Consider the following 23,135-nt stretch of genomic DNA (forward strand, 5'->3'; position numbering starts at 1 on the left):
AGGGTGGATATCAGGCGACGGCAATCGGCAGGCCGACCAGTTTTTCAAGCTCGGCATGCGTGAGGCCGTCGACGGTGTCTATGAGCTTCAGGCCCTGCGGTGTGCATTCGAGTGTCGCCAGGTCTGAATACACGCGCTTGACGCAGCCTATGCCGGTCAGCGGATACGTGCATTGGCTCACCAGCTTGCTGGCGCCCTGTTTGGTCAGCAAGTCCATCATGACCCAGGTCTGCCGCGCGCCTATGGCCAGGTCCATGGCGCCGCCCACGGCCGGAATCGCGCCGGGCTCGCCGGTGCTCCAGTTGGCCAGGTCGCCGGTGGCCGAGACCTGGAAGGCGCCCAGCACGCAGATGTCGAGGTGGCCGCCGCGCATCATCGCGAAGCTGTCGGCGTGATGAAAAAAGGCGCCGCCCTTGAGCAGCGTCACCGGCTGCTTGCCGGCGTTGATCAGGTCGTAGTCTTCCTGGCCCTCGGCGGGCGCCGGGCCCATGCCCAGGATGCCGTTCTCGCTTTGCAGGATGACCTCGCGGCCGGCCGGCAAATGGTTGGCCACCAGCGTGGGCTGGCCTATGCCGAGATTCACGACGGCCCCGTCAAAAATATCCTGCGCGACGCGGGCGGCGAGCTGGTCCTTGCTGCGGCGTTGGTAAGTCATGGTCATGCCGCCTTTTTAAAGCCGCCCGCTTGGGTGGCGGTGCGTTGAATCTTGACGATGTGATGGACAAAGATGCCCGGCGTCACGATGGTCTCGGGGTCGAGCTCGCCAAGCTCGGCGATCTCATGCACGGTGGCAACGGTTTTTTTCGCCGCCGTCGCCATCACCGGGCCGAAGTTGCGCGCCGCCATGCGGTAGGTCAGGTTGCCCCAGCGGTCGCCGCGCTCGGCCTTGATCAGGGCCACGTCGCCGTGTATGGGCATCTCGAGCACATACTGCCGGCCGTTGATTTCGCGGGTTTCCTTGGCGCTGCCGTCGGCATTGCGCGCCAGCTCGGTGCCGTAGCCCGTGGGGCAGAAAAATGCGCCTATGCCGGCGCCCGCCGCGCGAATGCGTTCGGCCAGGTTGCCCTGGGGCACCAGTTCCAGTTCCAGCTTGCCGCTGCGGTACAGGCCGTCAAACACCTGGCTGTCGGCTTGGCGCGGGAAGCTGCAGATGATCTTGCGCACGCGCCCGGCCTTGAGCAGCGCGGCCAGGCCCACTTCGGCATTGCCCGCATTGTTGTTCACCACCGTGAGGTCTTTGGCGCCCTGCGCGATCAGGCCGTCGATCAGCTCATTGGGAATGCCCGCGGTGCCGAAGCCGCCTATCAGCACCGTGGCGCCGTCTTTCACGTCCGCCAGCGCGTCGGCGACGGAAGCGGCAATCTTGTTGATCATTCAATCGTCTCCAGGAACGGCGGCCAGGCCAATGAAGCATCGGCCAGCGCCAAAATATTGTTCGACATTAGAACAAGAGTTCGTATAATGAATTTTAGGAGATTTCGTCCACCATGGCAAACGCCGCATCCACGCCCACCACCGCCCACAAGCCGGGCGACGGCTATGTGCAGTCCTTCGCGCGCGGGCTGGAGGTCATACGCTCCTTCAGCGCCGACGCGCCGCGCCAGACCCTGACCGAAGTCGCCGGGCGCAGCGGCCTGAGCCGCGCGGGCGCGCGCCGCATCTTGCTGACGCTGGAAACGCTGGGGTATGTCAGCAGCGACGGCAAGCTCTTCAGCCTCACGCCGCGCATCCTGGACCTGGGCTTTGCCTATCTGTCATCCATGCCGATCTGGAACCTGGCCGAACCGGTGATGGAAGCGCTGGTCGCCGAGGTCAAGGAATCCTGCTCGGCCGCGGTGCTGGACGGCACGGACATTGTTTATGTGCTGCGCGTGCCCACGCACAAGATCATGAGCATCAGCCTGGGTGTGGGCTCGCGCCTGCCGGCTTATTGCACCTCCATGGGCCGCATGCTGCTGTCGGCCCTGCCCGAGGCCGAACTCATGAAGTGCCTGCAGGCCTCCACCTTGACGGCCCGCACCAAATACACCGTGACCGACGTGAAGGAACTCGCGGCCAAGGTCGCGCAGGCGCGCAAGCAGGGCTGGTCGCTGGTCAACCAGGAACTCGAGGAAGGTTTGGTGTCCATGGCGGCGCCGATTACCAACCGCGCCGGCCAGACCGTGGCCGCCCTCAATATCAGCGGCCAGGCCAACCGTACCAGCGCCAAGGCCATGCAGGAGACCATGCTGCCGCAATTACTCAAGGCGGCCCAGGCGATCTCGCGCTTGCTTAGCGTTCAGCGCAGTTGAGGCGGGTCAGGACTTCTTGAAGCCAACGACCAGGACAACAGCACCCAGAACAATGGCACCCAGGCTCAGCCACTGCGGAATATTGACCGACTCTTTTTCCTTCACCGTCAGCTGGATGGGGCCTATCTTGGCGGCCGTGGTGTCCTTGGTGAAGCTGAAGCCGCCGGTGAAAAAGCCGGCCAGGCCCAAAACAATCAGGACTATGCCTGTGATGCGTGCTGCGTTCATGGTGTTGATCTCCTCGCCGGGCTGTGAATGGTGGGAGTGGCCCCGCCCCGGAACTGCGCCACTGTGTGAGTAGGACTGTAGGCAGGGGCTCCCAAACTGTCTGTAGGACGCAGCCCGCGGCCCCTGTGGCCCAAGCGCTGATAACAGGCACACGCCGGCAGTGGAAAACCCCTGCGTGATACGCTTTCGCCCATGTTCACGCCCTCGCAAGCCGACGTCCGGCGCTTCTTCTGTTCCGTCTATGCCAAGGCCCGCGCCGGCCAGCCCATGGAAGCGATTGAGACCATCGCCAGCCAGTGGATTGAAGAGCACCCCGAATACCACGCGGATTTCGCCGACGCCGACGCCGCACTCGAAAAAATGTACGACGTGGAAGCCGGCAAGACCAACCCGTTCCTGCACCTGTCCATGCACCTGTCCATCAGCGAGCAATGCTCCATAGACCAGCCGCGCGGCATACGCCAGGCCGTGGAACTGCTGACGGCCAGGCGCAACTCCCTGCATGACGCCCACCACGAAACCATGGACTGCCTGGGGCAGATGGTCTGGGAAAGCCAGCGCGCGGGGCGCCCGCCTGACGGTGCGGCCTATATCGACTGCGTCCAGCGAAGAGCCACTAAAGACTAGACAACAAAAAAGCCGCTTGATGAAGCGGCTTTTTTGTTTGAGCGGGAGACTCCGGCTTAGCGGAATTTCTTCTGCGGAATGGTCTTCAGGTCGCCGTCCACAGAGGCCAGGTAGTTGGCCAGCTGCTTGAGTTCGGCATTGGTGTACTGCTTGGCCATGCCGGCCATGATGGCGTTGCCGCGGCCGACCTTGGGGTTGTTCTCGGTCTTGTAGGCCTTGAGCGCCACAAACAGGTAGTCGGCATGCTGGCCGCCGATCTTGGGGTAGGCCGGGTCAATGGGCTTGCTGAAGTTGTCGCCGTGGCAGGAGGCGCAATTGGCCTTGGCCAGCAGGGCCTTGACTTCGGTGCTGGGCTCCTTGGCGGCCTTGGCCGGCTCGCCCGCGCCGTCGGCGCTGTAGTGGGCCGCGAGGTCGGCGATGTCCTGGTCGGTCAGGGAGTCGGCGATGGCGCGCATCGTCGGATGCTTGCGTTCGCCTTTTTTGTATTCATTGAGCGCGGCGGTGATGTATTTGGCGCCCTGGCCGGAAATCATCGGCACCTTGTAGACCTCGGGGAAAGAGGCCTGGTAGCCCTTGATGCCGTGGCAGCCAATGCACATGGCATTCTTGGTTTCGCCGGCCTTGGCGTCGCCCTTGATCTCCTGGGCCAGGCTGGCAGCCGTCGCACAAGAGACAGCAACGGCGAATATCGTGGTGAACAGCTTATTCATTTTGCGCGCACAATCAGGTGGGGATTCATCGTATAAAACAACCTTGGATTATATCTGGGCCCGCCGCGGCCAGGCACCCGTTGCCGGCCAGGCCCCGCAAAAGCCCGCTCCACCTTCACCTCCCTGACCCAAGAACATGAAATTTCAAGGCTCAAAAAACTACGTCGCCACCCAGGACCTGATGCTCGCGGTCAACGCCGCCGCCGCCCTGAAAAAGCCGCTGCTGGTCAAGGGCGAGCCCGGCACCGGCAAGACCATGCTGGCCGAGGAAGTGGCCCAGTCCCTGGGCCTGCCACTGTTGCAATGGCACATCAAGTCCACCACCAAGGCGCAGCAGGGCCTCTATGAATACGACGCGGTGTCGCGCCTGCGCGACTCGCAGCTGTCCACAGTCGACGGCGGGGAAAAGGTCAAGGACATCCACAACTACATCGTCAAGGGCGTGCTCTGGCAGGCCTTCACCTCGGAAACGCCGGTGGCGCTGCTGATCGACGAAATCGACAAGGCCGACATCGAATTCCCCAACGACCTGCTGCGCGAGATCGACCGCATGGAGTTCTATGTGTATGAAACACGCGAACTCATCAAGGCCAGGCACCGCCCGCTGGTGTTCATCACCTCCAACAACGAGAAAGAGCTGCCCGACGCGTTTTTGCGCCGCTGCTTCTTCCACTACATCAAGTTCCCCGACGCCGACACCATGAAGCAGATCGTGGACGTGCACTTCCCCGACCTCAAGAAGGAACTGCTGACGGCCGCGATGAAAACGTTTTACGACGTGCGCAACCTGCCCGGCCTCAAGAAGAAGCCCTCCACCAGCGAGCTGCTGGACTGGCTCAAGCTGCTGGTCGCCGAGGACATCCCCCTGGACGCACTGCAAAGCAAGGACGACAAGGTCGCCGTGCCGCCGCTGGTGGGCGCGCTGCTCAAGAACGAGCAGGACGTGACCCTGTTCGAGAAGCTGGTTTTCATGCAGCGCAACAATCGCTGAAGCACAGGGCCGATTCATGAACCAAAAATCCCTGCTGCTCGAGGGCCTGTCCGACGCTATCGGTTTTGTAGGCGGCGCCTTGCTGGGCTTCTGGGCCGGCCGCCTGCTGGGCCTGGATATTTTTGCGGACGGCTACGGCAATGCCGCCATAGGCGGCATCGTGCTGGTGGGCCTGGGCGGCGGCCTGGGCCTGCAGCTGGCCAGGCGCTGGAGGAAGAGGCAAAAACCCGAAGGAGAAAACTGAGCATGGCTTTTGTCGAACCCGTGACACTGCAGGCGCGCGGCGTGCGCCTGGTGCCCCTTGCGCTGGAACACGAAGCAGGCCTGAAGGCCGCGGCCGCCGACGGCGAGCTCTGGAAGCTGCGCATCACTTCCGTGCCCGAGCCGCATGAAACCCGCGGCTACATCGAAACCGCCCTGGCCACGGCCAACCGCTTCGCCTTCGCGGTGACCGACGCCGCCAGCGGCGAGGTGCTGGGCTCCACGAGTTACCACGACATCGTGCCCAACCTCAAGCGCGTCGAGATCGGCTACACCTGGTACGCCGCACGCTGCCAGCGCACCCATGTCAACACCACCTGCAAGCTCTTGATGCTCACGCATGCCTTCGAGACCCTGGGCTGCAACATCGTGGGCTGGCGCACCGACAACTTCAACCACGCCTCGCAGCGCGCCATCGAACGCCTGGGCGCGCGCAAGGACGGCGTGCTGCGCGGCCATGCGCTGCGCCGCGACGGCACCATACGCGACACCGTGATGTACAGCCTGGCCGCCGGCGAATGGCCAGAGGTCAAGGCACAACTGCTCTATTTACTGGACAAACCTCGAGCCTGAAGCGCACCAGGAGTTCTCCATGCTCATCGATTTTTTCTACACCCTGCGCTCGGCCAAGCTGCCGGTCTCCGTCAAGGAATACCTGATGCTGCTGGAAGCGCTGGAGGCCGGCGTGGTCGGGCCCAACAGCGACAAGCTCGAGGGGCAACAAGGTGAAGGCGCCTGGAAGATAGACGACTTCTATTACCTGAGCCGCACCGTGCTCGTGAAGGACGAAAAAAACTACGACAAGTTCGACCGCGCCTTCGCCGCCTACTTCAAGGGCGTCGAGATGCTGGCCGACTTCACGAAAGACATCCCGCTCGAATGGCTGCGCAAAAACCTCGAACTCGAACTGAGCCCCGAGGAAAAAGCCAAGATCGAAAAAATGGGCTGGGACGAGCTCATGGAAACGCTCAAAAAGCGTTTTGAAGAGCAGAAAGAGCGCCACGAAGGCGGCAGCAAATGGATAGGCACGGGCGGCACCTCGCCCTTCGGCGCCAACGGCTTCAACCCGCAAGGCATACGCATAGGCCAGGAAAAAAGCCGCAACAAGAGCGCGGTGAAAGTCTGGGACCAGCGCGCCTACAAGGACTACGACGACACACAAGAGCTGGGCACGCGCAACATCAAGGTCGCGCTGCGCCGGCTGCGCAAGTTCGCGCGCCAGGGCAATGCCGAGGAGCTGGACCTGGACGACACCATACGCTCCACCGCGGCCAATGCCGGTTGGCTGGACATCAAGATGGTGCCCGAGCGCCACAACAACGTGAAAGTGCTGCTGCTCATGGACGTGGGCGGCACCATGGACGAACACATACACCGCGTCGAGGAAATGTTCTCGGCCGTGAAGGCCGAGTTCAAGCACCTGGAGTTTTATTACTTCCACAACTGCGTCTACGACTTCATGTGGAAGAACAACCGCCGCCGCTTCAGCGAAAAATTCCCGACCTGGGACATCATCCGCAAGTACAACAAGGACTACAAACTCATCTTCGTCGGCGACGCGACCATGAGCCCTTATGAAATTTTGCAGCCCGGCGGCAGCGTGGAATACAACAACGAGGAAGCCGGCGCCGAATGGATGCAGCGCCTGACCAACGCCTTCCCCAAGTTCGCCTGGATCAACCCCGAACCGCAAGGCGTCTGGCAATACCGGCAAAGCATTGGCGTGATCCAGCAGCTGGTCAACCAGCGCATGTACCCGCTGACCATCAAAGGGCTTGAGGAAGCCATGCGCATGCTCTCCAAATAAGAGACCGCCTCCTACGCTTGAGCACGGGAGCGCTCAAGTAAACTGCCCCCGTGACCCCTCCCAGCATCCACAGTAAGCACTGCGCACGGAAGGCCACCCCGGGCGCTGCTTTCGCCCTCTTTGCGATCCTGCTGGCGCCCCTGGCCGGCGCGCAAACAGCTGCGCCCGCGGACAGCACAACACCGCCCTCCGGCGTCACGCAGACCGCGCCCGCCCCGCCGCCCCCGCCTGAAAAAGTCTCGCCCGGGCCCACGCCCGAGGGCGCAACGGGCCCCACCAGCGCCCAGCCCGAAGTCAGCGCCTTTGACATCGCGGTGCGCGCCCCCCAGCCTCTCAAGGACCTGCTCGACAAACACCTGGAGCTGCAGCGCTACCGCGCCGTGACCGACCTTGACGAGGCCGAACTCGCGCGCCTCATCGTGCTGGCCGAGCGCAATGTGCGCAACCTGGCCGGCACGCTGGGCTACTTCAGCCCCAGCATCCACATCACGCGCGAAGGCGCGGCCGGCCAGAAGCCGACCATTGTGGTGGCCGTGGAGCCCGGCCAGGCCACCACCGTGGGCGGGGTCGCCATCGATTTCGCCGGCGACATCGCCAACTCCCCCGACCCGGCCGCCAAAGCCCAGCGCGAGGGAATAGAGCGCGACTGGCGCCTGCCCGCGGGCCAGCGCTTCACCCAGGACGCCTGGGACGGCGCCAAGACGCAAGCCCTGCGCGAGCTGGTGGCACGCCGCTACCCGGCCGGCAAGCTGGCCGGCAGCCTGGCCGACGTGGATGCGCCCACCAACAGCGCGGCGCTCAGCCTCAAGCTGGACTCCGGCCCGCTGTACCGCCTGGGCCCGCTGCAGGTCAGCGGCGTGGAGCGCTACGACCCGGTGCTGGTGCCGCGCCTGGCGCGCCTGACCCCGGGCACGCCTTACGACCAGAACCAGCTCAACGAGGCGCAGCTGCGCCTGGCCTCCAGCGGCTACTTCGATTCGGCCTATATCTTTGTCGACCCCGAAAGCGACCCGAACGCCGCGCCCGTGCAGGTGCAGGTGCGCGAGGCCAGGCTGCAAAAAGTCATCCTGGGCGTGGGCGTGACCACCGACAGCGGCCCGCGCGCCTCGGTCGAGCACACCCACCAGCGCGTGCCGGGCACCAACTGGCGCGCCGTCACCAAGCTGCAGCTCGAAAAGAAGGCGCCTTATGCGCAGACCGAATGGACCTCCATTCCCGACGAATCCAACTGGCGCTGGGTGGCCTTGGCGCGCGCCGAGCGCGTCGATGACGACGACCTGGTCACACGCTCTGGCCGCCTGCGCTTTGGCCGCACCCAGGCCGGCGATCGCATAGACCGCAATATGTATGTGCAGTACGACAGGGCCAGCGTCAGCGGCAGCGGCCAGCTCAACAGCAGCGCCGCCGACATCGGCGACGGCTCGGCCCTGTCGGTCAACTACGTCTGGACCGGCCGCTATTTCGACAGCCTTCCCTTCCCCAACAAGGGCTACGGCCTGGGCTTTGAACTCGGCGGCGGCAGCACCATGGGCACGCAGCACCTGCCCTTCACACGCGCCGTGGGCCGCTGGCTGGGCATTGTGCCGCTGGAGCGCGGCCGCATCGCGATGCGCGCCGAAGGCGGCGCGGTGATCGCCAAGGACTCGGCCCGCATTCCCGGCACCCTGCTGTTTCGCACCGGCGGCGACACCACGGTGCGCGGCTACGGCTACCGCGACATCGGCATCAAGCTGGACAACGGCGTCATAGGACCGGGCCGCTACATGGCCGTGGGCAGCGTCGAATACCAGCGCCCCATATTGCGCGACGGCCGGCCCAGCGAGTGGGAGAACACCTTTTTCATCGACGCGGGCGCCGTGGCCGACAACCCCAAGGACATGAAACCCTCCGTCGGCATAGGCACGGGCGTGCGCTGGCGAAGCCCCATAGGCCCGCTGCAGATGGATGTGGCCTATGGCGTCAAACCCAAGCAGCTGCGCCTGCACGTCAGCGTGGGATTTGTTTTCTGATGGATACCTCCACCACACCCACCTCACCCGAATCGCCCGCTCGCCCGCCGAGGCGCTGGCTGCGCGCCACGGCCTGGGCCGCGGGCAGCGTCGTAGCGCTGGCCGTGGCCGCGACGGGCGGCGCCTGGTGGTGGGCCGGCACCGACGGCTCGCTGGCCACCGCGCTCAGCTGGATCGCGCGCTCGCAGCCGCTGAGCGCCGAAGGTGTCACAGGCTCGCTGCGCGCCGGCGGCCGTATCGAGCAACTGGTCTGGCAACAAAACGGCCTGCGTGTGGACCTGCGCGACCTCACCCTCGCCTGGCAGCCCTGGTCGCTGCTGCAGGGCACACTCAAGGTCAATCGCCTGGCCGCCGCCAGCGTGCGCGTCGACGACCAGCGCCCGCCCTCCACCGAGCCCTCGGTGCCGCCCTCGGCACTCGGCTTGCCGCTGCCGGTGCTGCTCGAAGGTTTTTCCGTCGGGCAATTTCAGTGGCATGGCGGCGCGGAATTTTCCGCATCGGGCCTACGCGGAAACTATTCTTTCAACGGCTTTTCGCACCAGCTTGAACTGCTGGGCGCGCAGGTCGCACAAGGCCGTTACAGCGGCAAGGCCACGCTCGCCGCGCACGGCAAGCTACAGCTTGATGCGAGCCTTAACGGCGCGCTTGACGCGCCTCTTCCCGGGTTTGCTGGCGGCAAGACCAGGGTGCCGCTGGCCTTCAAGGCCACAGCCAAGGGCCCACTCACCGAACTGCTGCTCAAGGCCGAGCTGCAAATGGAAAACGCCCCGGCGCAAAAAAACCAGCCGCGTCCCCAGGCCAGCGCCACGGCCCGCGTCATGCCCTGGGCCGCGCAGCCGCTGCCGCAGGCCGATGCGACCTTCCGCGACCTTGACGTCGCCGCCTTCTGGCCCGACGGCCCGCAAACCCAGCTGACAGGCAGCGCCGGCGTGCGGCCGGCGGACAGCGCTCCGGTGTCATCCGCTTCCGCATGGGGCCTGCAGCTGCAGCTCAGCAACAGCCAGCCCGGCCCCTGGGACCAGCACAAGCTGCCGCTGGAGCGCCTCGAGGCCCAGGGCGAATGGCGCGGCGGCGCGGCCCTGGTGCGCACGCTCAAGGCCAGGCTGGGCGGCGGCGAGCTGCTGGCCAGCGGCGAATGGGCCGATGCGCCTGCCTCGCCCGCCAGCGCCAAAACCCCCGCCTGGAAAATGCAGGCCAGTCTGCAACAGGTCAACCCGGCCCTCTTGCACAGCCAGCTCGCGCCACTGCCGCTGGACGGCAAGGCCCAGGCGCACAGCCAAGGCCCCGCCATTGCGTTTGAGGCCAACCTGCAGGCAGCACGCAACGATGCGGCAAGCGCGAAGAACAACCCCCTGGGCGCGCTGCGCCTGCGCGATGCCAGCGCCACCGGCAGCTGGAATGGCGAACAGGCCGGCGGCACCCTGCTGCTTTCGGCCCTGCGCGTGCGCAGCGACGATGCCGAACTGAACGGCAACCTTGAGGCCCAACCCGCAGCCCAAGGCGGCAAAGGCAAGCTGGTGCTCACCGCGCCCGGACTGGACGCCCAGGTGCAGGGCGAGCTGCGCCCCGCGAGTGGCAAGGGCAAATTGAGCCTGCGCGGCCGCGACATGGCGCAGGCCTTGCGCTGGCTGCAAAAGCTGCCCGGCATGCCAGACGCGCTGAAATCCGCCGCGGCCACCGGCAGCGCCGAGCTGCAGGCGAGCTGGCAAGGCGGCTGGCAGGACCCGGACTTGCAGGCGCGATTGGAGCTGCCATCCCTCGACTGGCGCATGGCCGCGGCGGATACCGAGGCTTTCAAGGTCCGCGCCTTGCAGGCCACACTCTCGGGCCGCCTGAGCCAGGCCCAGCTCAACACCCAGGGCCGCCTGGAAGCCGGCGCGCGCCGCTACACATTACAGCTCGCGGCCCAGGGGGGGCGCGGCGCTGCGGCGCGCAGCACGCCGCTGGCCGAATCGCCCTGGCAAGGCCTGTTGCAGCAACTGAGTCTCGGCGTGCAAGACCCCGCGCTCGGCATAGGCGCCTGGCAGCTCAAGACGCGCAGCGCCGTGCCGCTCAAATGGACACCGGCGCGCAGCGGCGGCGCGTTTGAAAGCGGCGCCGGCGAGGCGCTACTGATCGCGCCGGCCTCCGGCAACACGACACCCTCGCAAGCCACACTCGCCTGGCAGCCGCTGCGCTGGCGGCCGGGCCGCGAACTCGTCACCGCCGGCAAGCTCAGCGGCCTGCCCCTGGCCTGGATAGAACTCTTTGCCGGCCCGCAAATGGCCGGCGCCGGCCTGGGCGGCACCTTGCTGCTGGACGGCGACTGGGACGCCACGCTGGGCGATACCCTGCGCCTCAAAGCCAGCCTCGCGCGCAGCAGCGGCGACATCACGGTGCAGGCCGAAACCGCGCAAGGCACCTCGGCGCGCGTCGCGGCCGGCGTCAAGGAAGCGCGGCTCTCCTTGCAAAGCGAAGGCGAGGCCGTCACCGTGGCGCTGCGCTGGGACAGCGAACGTGCGGGCACGGCCGAGGGCCAGCTGCGCACACGCCTGGCGCGCGCGCCCGCCGCGGCCGGCGGCGGCTGGCTCTGGCCCGCCGATGCACCCCTGGCCGGCCAGCTGCGCGCGCAGCTGCCGCGCATAGGCGTGTGGTCGGTGCTGGCACCGCCGGGCTGGCGGCTGCGCGGCTCGCTGGGTGCCGACGTCGCCATCAGCGGCACACGCGCCGCGCCGCAACTGGCCGGCGATTTGCAGGCCGATGACCTGGCGCTGCGCTCGGTGGTCGATGGGATTGAGTTCGGCAACGGCCGGCTGCGCGCCAAACTCGACGGCACCCGCATGCGCATCAACGAGTTCACGCTGCAGGGCGCGGGCGACAAGGGCACGGGCGGCATTCTCACGGCGCAAGGCGAAGCCGGCTGGGTGGACGGCAAACCGCAGGTTCAGCTCAGCGCGAAGATAGAACGACTGCGCGCCAGCATTCGCACAGACCGGCAGATCACCGTCTCGGGCGAGATACAGGCCGGCCTCAAGGGAATCCAAAGCGAACTCACCGGCAAGCTGCTGGTCGACCAGGCCCGCATCATCCTGCCCGACGAAGGCACGCCCCAGCTCGGCGACGACGTGGTGGTGCGCAGCACACGCGGCGCGGCGGCCGGCCAGAAGGCACCCGCGCAAACCAGCGCCGACACCACAGACCGCGACGCAAGGCCCGTCAAGCTTGCCGTGGAACTGGACCTGGGCCGCGACTTCCGCATCCAGGGCAAGGGCATAGACACGCGCGTGCGCGGCACCCTGGCCTTGAGCGGCGACAACCTGCGCGAGCCGAAACTCAACGGCACCATCAACACCGCAGGCGGCCAGTACCGCGCCTACGGCCAGCGCCTGGACGTGGAGCAAGGCATGCTGCGCTTCACCGGCCCCATCGACAACCCGGCCCTCGACATCCTCGCAATACGCCCCAACCTCACCCAGCGCGTGGGCGTGCAGATCACCGGCACCGCCCTGCTGCCGCGCGTGCGCCTGTATGCCCAGCCCGAACTGCCCGACGCCGAAAAACTCTCCTGGCTGGTGGTGGGCCGCTCCTCCGCATCCGGCGGCGCCGAGGCCGCCATGCTGCAGCAGGCGGCCCTGGCCTTGCTGGGCAGCAAAGGCACAGGCGGCATGTCGGGCGGCCTGGCCGCCTCGCTGGGCCTCGATGAGCTGTCCTACCGCGGCGCCTCGAGCAACACCGACGGCAGCACCACCGAAAGCGCCCTGACCCTGGGCAAGCGCTTTTCGCGCAACTTCTACGCGGCCTACGAGCGCACCATCTCGGGCGCGCTGGGCACCCTGTACGTGTTCTACGACCTGTCGCAACGCTTCACCGTGCGCGCCCAGGCCGGGCAGCAAAGCGCGGTGGATTTGATCTTCACCGTGCCTTACGACTGAGGGCGAAGGTCGATCCCGGCCGCCCCCGCAAAAAGGGCGCCCGCCACCGAATACAATCACGGCTTCTCCCCGAGAAGTGCCGCCATAGTTCAATGGATAGAACGAGTGCCTCCTAAGCGCTAGATACAGGTTCGATTCCTGTTGGTGGTACCAAGCCTCAGCTCGGTCCTCCTCCCCTTGCTCGGGTCAGACTTCAGCGGAATTCAAAACCCGGACCACAACCCTCGCGGCGAAGCCGCTTCCTGTAGTTGTGGGTCCGTGTCGAGCAACCAGTTAAAGCGGTTCATGCGAAACACCCTGTGATGGAGCCAACGGCGCATACCAGCGCAAGAATGGCCCATAGCAAAACTGTCTGACTTAGATCTCCTAGGCCGTAGCGAGAATTCCAATTCTTTCGCCTTTCCTGCTCCTGCAGGGGCACGCCGTCGACACTTTGCCCCAAACCTTTTGCCGTGGCTGAATAGGGCACTTCTGCCGCCGGGACTGCTATTTTCCATGCATCGTAGGCAAGCCATGCGAAGACTAAGGCGGCCGATAGGAGGAGCCAATTCATATGAGCTTTTAACGTTCGACATAAGGGGCGGCCTGCGGTTTGCCGCAGGACGTCCCTTTGATGGAGGGGTTAGGCAACGATTTCTTTGTAGCGGCCGAAGAGGATTCGATCAAAGTGGCCCCCTGTGATTTTGCTTGACTCGCACACTCCTTCAATCAGCTCTGTTTCAAGTGCCTTGTACTTTGGCTTGTTTGCTGCAAGGTCACTCGGCAGCTGCGCACCGAGGTGCTTCAGAACTCCAATCAACCGTGTGTCGAATGCAATGGCGCGCTTGACAATGCCAAGCCCGATAAGAAGATCGCGAGCGCCTTTGTTTTTTACATACGAGAGATCGTCTGCTACCGCAGCGATGCGCCAGGCCTCATGCGGAATGGTTGCGACTTTTTGGAAGTATATTTTTGGCCCCTCATACGAGGCGAGTACCGAGAAGTTGTAGCTGGCAGCTGTGCTCTTCTTGCACTTTGTGATGTCTTCGGCAGCATAACGAACGCCTGCCTCTCGAAGTAATCGGTGTATCTCATGTAGACGCTGCTTTTCCTCCATTGCCACGAGACTTGCATACCAGCCATCTCTATCAGGTAGCGCTGCCTTAACTGCATCACCAGACGCTGCGCTGCCGACCACGGCAATCTGACCGAGTACAGATGCCCAGAGTTCTCCGTCTCCCATGGCTTTCCAATTGTCTGGTATTGGAGCCGGCACAACGTCTTTGTACTTTTCGACGATGGCATTCAGTTTCTTGATGACGGCGGAGGTGAGCATGGGTTTTCGGAGCTGTCTAACGTGAGAATTCACCGGACTGCGCGGCTTTTCGCGCAGGTCCGGTGGAATGAAAGGTGATGCGATTAGCCCGATGCAAACTGCGTTCCTTTTGGCCATTCGCCATTAGCATGAAATTCCTTGAGCACTTTCCATGCAGCCTTTTCAAACCTGTTGCCCGAATCATCGCCGGCCATTGGGAAAAGAAGCTCCGCACCGAGAGTTGACTTGTTGACGCGAAAGAGACCCCGGCATTCGCCAGCGAGCATGTAGCGGCTTTCGTAGCGAGGGTCTTTGCACCACAGATCCGCAACAAAAAAATAGTCGACAAATTGTTCAGTCTCTTTGTCTTTGAATATACCGATGGACTGTGCATCGACTCGTATATCTTCAGCTAGCTTCATATCTTGCGGCATAACGTTGGAGGTAAGCGGACCCGATGCAGGCGACAGCCTGCAGTAGAGGGTCCGCCTTGACTGACCTGTTAGGCAGCATTTTCCAAGGACCGCAGATAGTCAGCAATGGTGGTTTGTCCTCTCTCGATCGCAAACCCAAGGGCATCCATATTAGTCATACGCGAGCCGCTGTACTTGATGCCTTTGTCGATCCCGCGTTCAACAAGGAGTTTCACGATGTCAATGTTCCCGCCATAGATGGCGCTGAACAATGGATTGCGCTCCGGCTCCGACGTATCCAGTATCGCACCAGACTCAAGCAGCTTGACCACTATGTGAATGTGCCCCCCGCCTGCAGCTACGTTGATAGCAGAGCCTCCGAACGTTCCTCCTCTCACATTTGAGTCGAGACCGATCGATAGTAAGTACTCCGTGACTCTCCACGAGCCGGCTGACGCTGAGACGTGAAGCCAGGTGCCAAATGGAGTTTGCATATGGAGCGCCGAAGGCCGCTCTTGAAAAAGTCGCACAACCTGATCCACCGCGTCGACTCGACACGCTGAGAACACCGCATTGTTAAACCGCTGATCTTCGTCCATGCAGCCTAACGTAATGCATACCGCAAGGTCTGCGACATAACATCGCCCCTGCGGTATAACCTGGCCGCTGAAAACCCGGCCAAGTGCTTGTGATTAAAAGACCTATTGTCCATTTTGAGTTTCGCTGAGGTCGATAAAAAGGGGACCAAACCCCGCAAACAAATTCTAGGCGGACAGCGTGGTTGCTGCCTTCTCAATATGACACCAGTCCTGCCGCACACGCGCAAGGATTACCTAGACGCCCTGGGACGGCCTCAACGCAATTCCCCTCGGATCACCACTGCGACCTGGCCCCAAACCGGCCCCGGCCACAGCCCCGATTTCCCGCAATTCACCCGTCTTGCCCGCTGCCTCTCAGGGAAAACCAGGGGGTGAGCAGACACGACATCATGTCGGATTTGAGCAAGTGTGCGTCTGCCGGGCGCAAGTTCGCGCATCTGGGAAATCCAACAATGAGCGCAGATTCATTGGACCTCCCTACAAGCGACTATGCGCGGCCAAAACTACTCTCTCTGGAGCCTGCTCAAGCATGGCTTCAAAAACCACCAGACCTGGGAACCCGCCTGGGAGCGGGTGGCCTTGAAGCCGTCCTACGACGTGGTGATCGTCGGCGGCGGCGGGCATGGCCTGGCCACGGCCTACTACCTGGCCAAAAACCATCCCCAGGTCGGGCGCATCGCGGTGCTGGAAAAAGGCTACCTGGGCGGCGGCAACACCGCGCGCAATACCACCATCGTGCGCTCCAACTACCTGTGGGACGAGTCGGCGGCCATTTATGAGCATTCGCTCAAGCTCTGGGAAGGCCTGACCGAGGACCTGAACTTCAACGTGATGTTCAGCCAGCGCGGCGTGTTCAACCTGGGCCACACCCTGCAGGACATGCGCGACATCGAGCGCCGGGTCAACGCCAATGCGCTGCAAGGCATAGACGCCCATGTGCTGAACGCGCGGGAAGTCAAAGAAAAGATTCCCCAGCTGGACTGCAGCCGCAGCCGCCGCTACCCGGTGCTGGGCGCCAGCTGGCAGCCGCGCGCCGGCATTGCCCACCACGACGCCGTGGCGCGCGGTTTTGCCCGCGCCGCCAGCCGCCTGGGCGTGGACCTGATCGAAGGCTGCGAGGTCACCGGCATGGACATCTCCGGCGGCAGGATACGCGGCCTGCAAACCAACCTGGGCATGGTGAAAACCGAGCGCGTGGGCTGCGTGGCCGCCGGCCATTCATCGGTGCTGGCCAAAATGGCCGGCCTGCGCATGCCACTGGAAAGCCACCCGCTGCAGGCCTTTGTGTCCGAATCCATGCAGCGCGTGATAGACACCGTGATCATGTCCAACGCGGTCCACGGCTACCTCAGCCAGTCCGACAAGGGTGAACTGGTGATAGGCGCCGGCATCGACAGCTACCTGGGCTACGGCCAGCGCGGCAGCCCGCACGTGATCGAACACACGGCCGCCGCCATCATCGAGCTGTTCCCCCAGTTCTCCCGCGTGCGCATGAACCGCCAATGGGGCGGTATTGTGGACGTGACGCCCGACGCCTGCCCGATCATTTCCAAGACGGCAGTCCAAGGCCTGTTCTTCAACTGCGGCTGGGGCACCGGCGGCTTCAAGGCCACGCCGGGTTCGGGCCATGTCTTTGCCGACATGCTGGCCCAGGGCGAGCCCAACGCGCTCGCCAGATCCTTCTCCGTGGACCGCTTCCACACCGGCCACCTCATCGACGAACACGGCGCCGCAGGCGTCGCCCACTGATATGTTTTTATTGCACTGCCCCCACTGCGGCGAAACGCGGGACGAAGAAGAGTTCAGCAATGCCGGTGAAGCCTATATCCCCCGACCGCTGCAGCCCGAAGCTGTGGACGACGCCACCTGGGGCGACTATGTGTTCATGCGCAGGAACACCAAGGGCTGGTTCTGGGAGCAATGGCAGCACACCGCGGCCTGCCGCAAGGTATTTGCCGTGAAACGCAACACCGCCACCTATGAAATCGCCGGCACCTGGACCCTGGCCGAAGGCAAGGCGCTGTTTCTGGCCGACATGGCCAAGGAGCAAACGAAATGAGCGGCACCCGGGTTCCCCAGGCCGGCACGCGCATCGACAGCACGCGCACGGTCAACTTCACTTTTGACGGCCGCAACTACAGCGGCCACCCCGGCGACACGCTGGCCTCCGCCCTGCTGGCCCACGGCGTGCGCCGCATGGCGCGCAGCTTCAAGTACGGCCGTCCCCGCGGCATCATTGGCGCGGGCGCGGAAGAGCCGAACGCGCTGGTGCAGCTGGGCACGGGCGCGCTGACCACGCCCAACGTCAAGGCCACCCAGGCCGAGCTTTACGAGGGCCTGAGCGCCCGCTCCACCTCGGGCTGGCCCTCGCTGGACTTCGACCTGAAGTCGGTGCTGGGCCAGGGCTCGCGCTTTATGCCGGCCGGTTTTTACAGCAAGACCTTCAAGTGGCCGCAAAGGCTCTGGCCGCTGTATGAAACCGTGATCCGCAAGTTCGCCGGCTTCGGCGACGCGCCGGCCGAACCCGATCCCGAGGACTACGACCACCTGCACCACCATGTGGACGTGCTGGTCGTCGGCGGCGGCGCCTGCGGCTTGCTGGCCGCGCTGCAGGCCGGCCGCGCCGGGCTCAAGACCCTGCTGCTGGACGAGCAGAACGAACTCGGCGGCTGGCTGCTGTCCGACCCCAACGCGCAGATCGACGGCCGCAGCAGCGACGCCTACATCCGCTCGGTGCAGGCCGCCCTGGCCGAGATGCCGCATGTGACGGTCCTGGTGCGCACCACGGCCTTCGGCATGTATGAGCAGAACCTGGTGCAGGCCGTGGAGCTGGTGCAGGACCACATCGCGCCCGGGCAGCGCCAGGCCCACCTGCCGCGCCACCGCATGCACAAGATCCGCGCGCACCAGGTGGTATTGGCCACCGGCGCCATCGAGCGCCCGCTGGTATTCGGCAACAACGACCTGCCGGGCGTGATGACGGTTTCCGCCGGCCAGACCTTTTTGCACCGCTACGGCGTGCGTGTCGGCCAGCGCGTGGTGATCTGCGGCACCAGCGACCTGATCCACGACTGCGCCGAAAGCCTGGCCAAGGCCGGTGCCCAGGTCACCGTGGCCGACGTGCGCCACAGCGCGGTGGCGCGCAACAGCAGCTACACGGTGATGGCGGGCCACTGCATTGCCGAAGCCACCGGCGGCGGCGAAGTCAAGGGCGTCAAACTCGTGCCCCTGCACCCCACCCGCGACGAAGCCACCGGCGCCGGCAGCTTCCTGGCCTGCGACGTGGTGCTGAGCTCCGGCGGCCTGTCACCCACGGTGCACCTGTTTTGCCACGACGGCAGCCGCCCACAGTGGGACGAATCCCTCGCGGCCTTTGTGGCGCCGCACACGGGGCGCAAAGGTGTTGCCTGCGCCGGTTCGGTCACGGGCGCTTTCGAGCTGGCCGACGCACTGGCGCAAACCACCCAGGCGATGCAGCAGGTGCTGGCCGCCTGCGGCAAGACCGACACCTTGCCGGTTCCGTCCTGCCCCCAGCCTCGGCGCCTGCAGCCGCGCCCCATGTTCCGCCTGCCCGACGGCAAGGTTGAAGGCGCGGGCGCCAAGGCGTTTGTCGACTACCAGAATGACGTCAGCGCCGCCGACATCGAACTGGCGGTGCGCGAAAACTACCACTCCATCGAACACGTCAAGCGCTACACCGCGCTGGGCTTCGGCACCGACCAGGGCAAGCTGTCCAACGTCAACGGCTTTGTCATCACGGCCCGCGCGCTCAAGCGCCCGGTCAGCGAAGTCGGCACCACCACCTATCGCCCGGCCTACACGCCAGTCAGCCTGGGCGCCCTGGCCGGCACCATGTCCGGCGAGCTGTTCGACCCGAATCGCTACGGCGCCATCCATGCCTCGCATGTGGCGCGCGGCGCGGCGCTGGAGCCGGTCGGCCAATGGCAGCGCCCCTGGTACTTTGCCAAACCCGGCGAAGACCTGCACGCCGCGGTCGCCCGCGAATGCCTGGCCGCCCGCAATGGCGTGGCGGTGATGGACGCCTCCACCCTGGGCAAGATCCAGATCGACGGCCCGGATGCGCGCGAATTCCTGAACCGCATCTACGCCAATGCCTGGACCCAGCTGGCCGTCGGCAAATGCCGCTACGGCCTGATGCTGGACGAAAACGGCATGGTGATGGACGACGGCGTGACCGCCTGCATCGAACAAAACCAGTTCTACATGACCACCACCACCGGCGGCGCGGCCCGGGTGCTCAACTGGCTGGAGCGCTGGCACCAGACCGAATGGCCCGAGCTCAAGGTCTGGATGACCTCGGTGACCGACCATTGGTCCACCATCGCGCTGGTCGGGCCCAAATCACGCGCGGTGCTGGCCAAGCTCTGCGCCGACATCGACCTCTCGCCCGACAGCTTCAAGTTCATGGACTGGCGCGCGGGCACGGTGCACGGCCTGCCCGTGCGTGTGTTCCGCATCAGCTTCTCGGGCGAGCTGTCTTATGAACTCAATGTCGAGTCCGGCTACGGCCGCGCGCTGTGGGAGGCGGTGATGGCAGCCGGCGCCGAGTTCGACATCACGCCTTACGGCACCGAAACCATGCACGTGCTGCGCGCCGAAAAGGGTTTCATCATCGTCGGCCAGGATACCGACGGCTCCATGAGCCCTATGGACCTGGACATGGCCTGGGCCGTCGGCATGAAAAAGCCCTTCAGCTTCCTGGGCAAGCGCTCGCTGTCGCGCAGCGACACGGCCCGCGAAGGCCGCAAGCAGCTGGTGGGGCTGCTGCCCGAAGACCCGGACAGCGTGCTGGTCGAAGGCGCGCAAATCATGGAAAGCCCCACCGCCGGCGCAAGCAACCAGATGCTGGGCCATGTGACCTCCAGCTACCACAGCGCCTTCCTGGGCCGCTCCATCGCCATGGCCGTGGTCGCCGGCGGCCTGCAGCGCAAGGAGCAGACCCTGTATGTGCATGCCCACGGCAAGGTCACGCCCGCCAAGGTCGGCTCCAGCGTATTCGTGGACGTGAAAGGCGACCGCCAAAATGTTTAATCCCCCCAACGTCATGCTCGAATCCCCGCTGCACGCCTTCGGCCTGCCCGCCCGCGCGGCAACGCCCGCCCAAGAAAACCGCGTGGCCATGAGCGAGTTGCCCCACCTGGGCTATATCGTGCTGCGCGGCAAGGCCGACGACACGGCCTTCATGCAAGGCGTGGCCGGCGTGCTGGGCCAAGCCCTGCCGACCCGGCCTATGTCGGTTGTTAGCACCACCGCCGGTGCGGTGTTGTGGGTCTCGCCCGACGAATGGCTGCTGGCCTGCAAGCGCTCGGCCCGCGATGCCCTGCTGGCCGCGCTGACTGCCGCGCTGCAGGACGTGTTCGCCCAGGTGGTGGACAACAGCGGCGGCCTGACGGCGCTGCGCATCAGCGGACCCGACCACCTGCTGCTGCTGCGCCAGCTCGGCCCCTATGACTACGAAAGCCTGGCCGTGGGCCGCTGCGCCAGCACCGTGGCGTCCAAGACCGGCTTCACCGTGGTGCGCACCGACACCGAGGGCGTGGTGCTGGTGTTCCGCCGCAGCTTTGCCGACTACACCTGGCGCCTGCTGGAGCGCACCGCCAAACCTTACCGCCTGTGCATCACCAGCCCGGCGCACTGCGCCGACCCGATATTCACCCCCTTGTTAGAAATCGTTTGAAAGAGCGTCCCCATGCAAACTGAAGCTTTCTTTTCCACAGGCGTGGCCCAGGCCGACCCGGCCGTCAGCCTGGCCATGGACCACGAACTGCAGCGCCAGCGCGAGCAGATCGAGCTGATCGCCTCGGAAAACATCGTCTCCCAGGCCGTGCTGCAAGCCCAGGGCTCGGTGCTGACCAACAAATACGCCGAAGGCTATCCCGGCAAACGCTACTACGGCGGCTGCGAACACGTGGACGTGGTCGAGGCCCTGGCGATTGAACGCCTGTGCAAGCTGTTCGGCTGCGAATTCGCCAATGTGCAGCCCCACTCCGGCGCGCAGGCCAACACCGCGGTGATGCTGGCGCTGGTGCAGCCCGGCGACACGGTGCTGGGCATGTCGCTGTCGGCCGGCGGCCACCTGACGCACGGCGCCAAGCCGGCACTCTCGGGCAAGTGGTTCAAGGCCGTGCAGTACGGCGTGCGCCGCGCCGATTCGCTGATCGACTATGACGAAGTCGAAGCCCTGGCCCTGGAGCACAAGCCCAAACTCATCATCGCGGGCTTTTCCGCCTACCCCCGTACCATCGACTGGGCGCGCTTTCGCGCGATTGCCGACAAGGTCGGCGCCTTCCTGATGGTGGACATGGCCCACGTCGCCGGCCTGGTCGCCACCGGCGTCTACCCCAGCCCGGTGCCGCACGCCCACGTGACGACCTCCACCACCCACAAAACCCTGCGCGGCCCGCGCGGCGGCGTGGTACTGACCAACGACGCGGAGATCGCCAAGAAGATCAACTCCTCCGTCTTCCCCGGCTCGCAAGGCGGGCCGCTGATGCACGTGATCGCCGCCAAGGCCGTGGCTTTCGGCGAAGCGCTGCAACCCGGCTTCAAGGCCTACACACAACAGGTCGTGGCCAATGCCAAGGCCCTGGGCGCGGTGCTCAAGGCCGGCGGCCTGGACCTGGTGACCGGCGGCACCGACAACCACCTGCTGCTGGTCGACCTGCGCCCCCTGGGCCTCAAAGGCAATACCACCGAGGTGGCGCTGGAACGCGCCGGCATCACCTGCAACAAGAACGGCATCCCCTTCGACGACGAGAAACCGACCATCACCTCCGGCATACGTGTCGGCACGGCCGCCGGTACCACACGCGGCTTCGGCGTGGCCGAGTTTGAAGAAGTCGGCCGGCTGATGCTGGAAGTCTTCAACAGCCTGAAGACCCACCCCGCCGGCGACGCCTCCGTAGAAGCCTCGGTCTATGCCCGCGTCAAGGCATTGACCACCCGTTTCCCTCTGTACGCCTAAAGGACAAACGCCATGAGCACGCTGCACCAAGACTCCCTCATCATCGATGGCCTGATCATCTCCAAGTGGAGCCGTGAGGTGTTCGAGGACATGAAAAAAGGCGGCCTCAGCGCCGCCAACTGCACCGTCTCGGTGTGGGACGACTTCAAGAGCACGGTGCACAACATCGCCGAGATGAAGAAGTCCATCCGCGAAAACAGCGACCTGCTGTCGCTGGTGCGCACCACGGCCGACATCGAGCAGGCCAAAAAAGACGGCAAGACCGGCATCATCCTGGGCTTCCAGAACGCCCACGCCTTTGAAGACCAACTCGGCTATGTCGAAGCCTTTGCCGACATGGGTGTGCGCGTGGTCCAGCTTTGCTACAACACGCAGAACCTGATTGGCACCGGCTGCTACGAGCGCGACGGCGGCCTCTCCGGTTACGGCCGCGAAGTCATCGGCGAGATGAACCGCGTCGGCATCATGGTGGACTTGTCACACGTAGGCGCCAAGACGTCGGAAGAAGCCATCCTCGAATCCAAGAAGCCCGTGACCTACAGCCACTGCCTGCCGGCCGGCCTGAAGGAGCACCCGCGCAACAAGAGCGACGAGCAGCTCAAATTCATCGCCGACCGCGGCGGCTTTATCGGCGTGACCATGTTTCCTCCCTTTCTCAAGCGCGGCCCCGAAGCCACGGTGGAGGACTACGTCGAAGCCTTGGACTATGTGATCAACATCGTGGGCGAAGACTGCGTAGGCGTGGGAACCGACCACACCCAGGGTTATGGCAAGGAATTCTTCGACATGCTGACCCACGACAAGGGGCAGTTCCGCCGCCTCACCAATTTCGGCACCGTGCAAAACCCGCTGGGCATACGCACCATCGGCGAAATGCCAAACCTGACAGCCGCCATGGAACGCGCGGGCTGGCCGGTGGCCAAGATCACAAAGGTCATGGGGCGCAACTGGCTCCGTGTTTTTGGTGAGGTGTGGGGCGTGTAGTTCACACTCCCCTCCAGGGTTGTTC

At 64.7% G+C, this 23,135-nt stretch carries 21 protein-coding genes and 1 tRNA gene; 15 read left to right on the forward strand and 7 right to left on the reverse strand.

Translation table 11 applies throughout. The features are described from left to right. Positions 1–10: 10 nt before the first annotated feature. Together AC1DUN_RS00855 and AC1DUN_RS00860 are read right to left on the reverse strand one after the other, a co-directional pair. A complete protein-coding gene (locus tag AC1DUN_RS00855) occupies positions 11–661 on the reverse strand; it encodes a 3-oxoacid CoA-transferase subunit B (RefSeq protein WP_477712301.1) in 651 nt (216 codons plus the stop codon). Next, on the reverse strand, positions 658–1,374 hold the full coding sequence (locus AC1DUN_RS00860) for a 3-oxoacid CoA-transferase subunit A (RefSeq protein ID WP_074576507.1): 717 nt from the start codon (positions 1,372–1,374) through the stop codon (positions 658–660). The genes AC1DUN_RS00855 and AC1DUN_RS00860 overlap by 4 nt, the downstream gene beginning before the upstream one ends. A gap of 113 nt (positions 1,375–1,487) precedes the next feature. On the opposite strand from AC1DUN_RS00860, the gene AC1DUN_RS00865 reads away from it, so the two are divergent. After that, the gene (locus tag AC1DUN_RS00865; RefSeq protein ID WP_477712302.1) at positions 1,488–2,291 is read left to right on the forward strand and encodes an IclR family transcriptional regulator; all 804 of its coding nucleotides are present in this window, start codon (positions 1,488–1,490) and stop codon (positions 2,289–2,291) included. A 6-nt stretch (positions 2,292–2,297) separates the two neighbouring features. Here AC1DUN_RS00865 and AC1DUN_RS00870 read toward each other — a convergent pair whose 3' ends face one another. After that, complete coding sequence (locus tag AC1DUN_RS00870; protein WP_074576503.1) at positions 2,298–2,519, reverse strand: hypothetical protein; 222 nt, start codon at positions 2,517–2,519, stop codon at positions 2,298–2,300. 192 nt (positions 2,520–2,711) lie between these two features. Here AC1DUN_RS00870 and AC1DUN_RS00875 point away from each other — a divergent pair, with 192 nt between their 5' ends. After that, positions 2,712–3,146, forward strand: a complete 435-nt coding sequence (locus AC1DUN_RS00875) for a DUF1841 family protein (protein ID WP_092131785.1) — start codon at positions 2,712–2,714, stop codon at positions 3,144–3,146. Between the two features lie 56 nt (positions 3,147–3,202). Here the strand turns inward: AC1DUN_RS00875 and AC1DUN_RS00880 are convergent, their stop codons facing one another. Continuing rightward, positions 3,203–3,856: a c-type cytochrome gene (locus AC1DUN_RS00880; protein WP_074576499.1), complete on the reverse strand. Its 654-nt coding sequence runs from the start codon at positions 3,854–3,856 to the stop codon at positions 3,203–3,205. Positions 3,857–3,992: 136 nt separating this feature from the next. On the opposite strand from AC1DUN_RS00880, the gene AC1DUN_RS00885 reads away from it, so the two are divergent. The 7 genes from AC1DUN_RS00885 (at position 3,993) to AC1DUN_RS00915 (ending at position 12,988) form a co-directional block, all read left to right on the forward strand. Then, the gene (locus tag AC1DUN_RS00885) at positions 3,993–4,847 is read left to right on the forward strand and encodes an AAA family ATPase (RefSeq protein WP_007863108.1); all 855 of its coding nucleotides are present in this window, start codon (positions 3,993–3,995) and stop codon (positions 4,845–4,847) included. Positions 4,848–4,863: 16 nt separating this feature from the next. Next, on the forward strand, positions 4,864–5,091 hold the full coding sequence (locus AC1DUN_RS00890) for a hypothetical protein (RefSeq protein ID WP_477712303.1): 228 nt from the start codon (positions 4,864–4,866) through the stop codon (positions 5,089–5,091). 2 nt (positions 5,092–5,093) lie between these two features. Next, positions 5,094–5,681, forward strand: coding sequence for a GNAT family N-acetyltransferase (locus AC1DUN_RS00895; RefSeq protein ID WP_477712304.1), 588 nt, complete (start codon positions 5,094–5,096; stop codon positions 5,679–5,681). Positions 5,682–5,700: 19 nt separating this feature from the next. After that, positions 5,701–6,915, forward strand: a complete 1,215-nt coding sequence (locus AC1DUN_RS00900) for a vWA domain-containing protein (protein WP_074576492.1) — start codon at positions 5,701–5,703, stop codon at positions 6,913–6,915. A gap of 50 nt (positions 6,916–6,965) precedes the next feature. After that, positions 6,966–8,924 carry an autotransporter assembly complex protein TamA gene (locus AC1DUN_RS00905; RefSeq protein WP_477712305.1) on the forward strand — a complete coding sequence of 653 codons (1,959 nt, stop codon included), beginning with the start codon at positions 6,966–6,968 and terminating at the stop codon, positions 8,922–8,924. Next, positions 8,924–12,835 carry a translocation/assembly module TamB domain-containing protein gene (locus tag AC1DUN_RS00910; RefSeq protein ID WP_477712306.1) on the forward strand — a complete coding sequence of 1,304 codons (3,912 nt, stop codon included), beginning with the start codon at positions 8,924–8,926 and terminating at the stop codon, positions 12,833–12,835. The genes AC1DUN_RS00905 and AC1DUN_RS00910 overlap by 1 nt, the downstream gene beginning before the upstream one ends. Before the next feature lie 78 nt (positions 12,836–12,913). Beyond that, positions 12,914–12,988: transfer RNA gene (locus AC1DUN_RS00915), tRNA-Arg, on the forward strand. 469 nt (positions 12,989–13,457) lie between these two features. On the opposite strand, the gene AC1DUN_RS00920 is transcribed toward AC1DUN_RS00915, so the two are convergent. From AC1DUN_RS00920 to AC1DUN_RS00930, 3 genes are all read right to left on the reverse strand, one after another. Then, positions 13,458–14,150: a hypothetical protein gene (locus tag AC1DUN_RS00920; RefSeq protein ID WP_477712307.1), complete on the reverse strand. Its 693-nt coding sequence runs from the start codon at positions 14,148–14,150 to the stop codon at positions 13,458–13,460. 83 nt (positions 14,151–14,233) lie between these two features. Beyond that, complete coding sequence (locus AC1DUN_RS00925) at positions 14,234–14,551, reverse strand: hypothetical protein (RefSeq protein WP_477664418.1); 318 nt, start codon at positions 14,549–14,551, stop codon at positions 14,234–14,236. An 80-nt stretch (positions 14,552–14,631) separates the two neighbouring features. Next, on the reverse strand, positions 14,632–15,141 hold the full coding sequence (locus AC1DUN_RS00930) for an ankyrin repeat domain-containing protein (protein WP_477712308.1): 510 nt from the start codon (positions 15,139–15,141) through the stop codon (positions 14,632–14,634). A gap of 489 nt (positions 15,142–15,630) precedes the next feature. Here AC1DUN_RS00930 and AC1DUN_RS00935 point away from each other — a divergent pair, with 489 nt between their 5' ends. The 6 genes from AC1DUN_RS00935 to AC1DUN_RS00960 are packed head-to-tail and all read left to right on the forward strand — an operon-like array spanning position 15,631 to position 23,110. Next, positions 15,631–16,890, forward strand: coding sequence for a sarcosine oxidase subunit beta family protein (locus AC1DUN_RS00935; protein WP_477712309.1), 1,260 nt, complete (start codon positions 15,631–15,633; stop codon positions 16,888–16,890). A 1-nt stretch (position 16,891) separates the two neighbouring features. After that, positions 16,892–17,200 carry a sarcosine oxidase subunit delta gene (locus AC1DUN_RS00940; RefSeq protein WP_477712310.1) on the forward strand — a complete coding sequence of 103 codons (309 nt, stop codon included), beginning with the start codon at positions 16,892–16,894 and terminating at the stop codon, positions 17,198–17,200. Continuing rightward, positions 17,197–20,193 carry a sarcosine oxidase subunit alpha family protein gene (locus AC1DUN_RS00945; RefSeq protein ID WP_477712311.1) on the forward strand — a complete coding sequence of 999 codons (2,997 nt, stop codon included), beginning with the start codon at positions 17,197–17,199 and terminating at the stop codon, positions 20,191–20,193. Before AC1DUN_RS00940 ends, AC1DUN_RS00945 begins: the two co-directional genes overlap by 4 nt. Continuing rightward, the gene (locus AC1DUN_RS00950; RefSeq protein ID WP_477712312.1) at positions 20,186–20,839 is read left to right on the forward strand and encodes a sarcosine oxidase subunit gamma; all 654 of its coding nucleotides are present in this window, start codon (positions 20,186–20,188) and stop codon (positions 20,837–20,839) included. Before AC1DUN_RS00945 ends, AC1DUN_RS00950 begins: the two co-directional genes overlap by 8 nt. Positions 20,840–20,851: 12 nt before the next feature. Next, positions 20,852–22,126: a serine hydroxymethyltransferase gene (glyA, locus tag AC1DUN_RS00955; RefSeq protein WP_477664413.1), complete on the forward strand. Its 1,275-nt coding sequence runs from the start codon at positions 20,852–20,854 to the stop codon at positions 22,124–22,126. Between the two features lie 12 nt (positions 22,127–22,138). Further along, positions 22,139–23,110 (forward strand): dipeptidase, encoded by a 972-nt coding sequence (locus AC1DUN_RS00960; RefSeq protein WP_477712313.1) that lies wholly within the window; start codon positions 22,139–22,141, stop codon positions 23,108–23,110. Positions 23,111–23,135: the final 25 nt, after the last annotated feature.

This window comes from Polaromonas sp. P4_F6 (assembly GCF_056401275.1).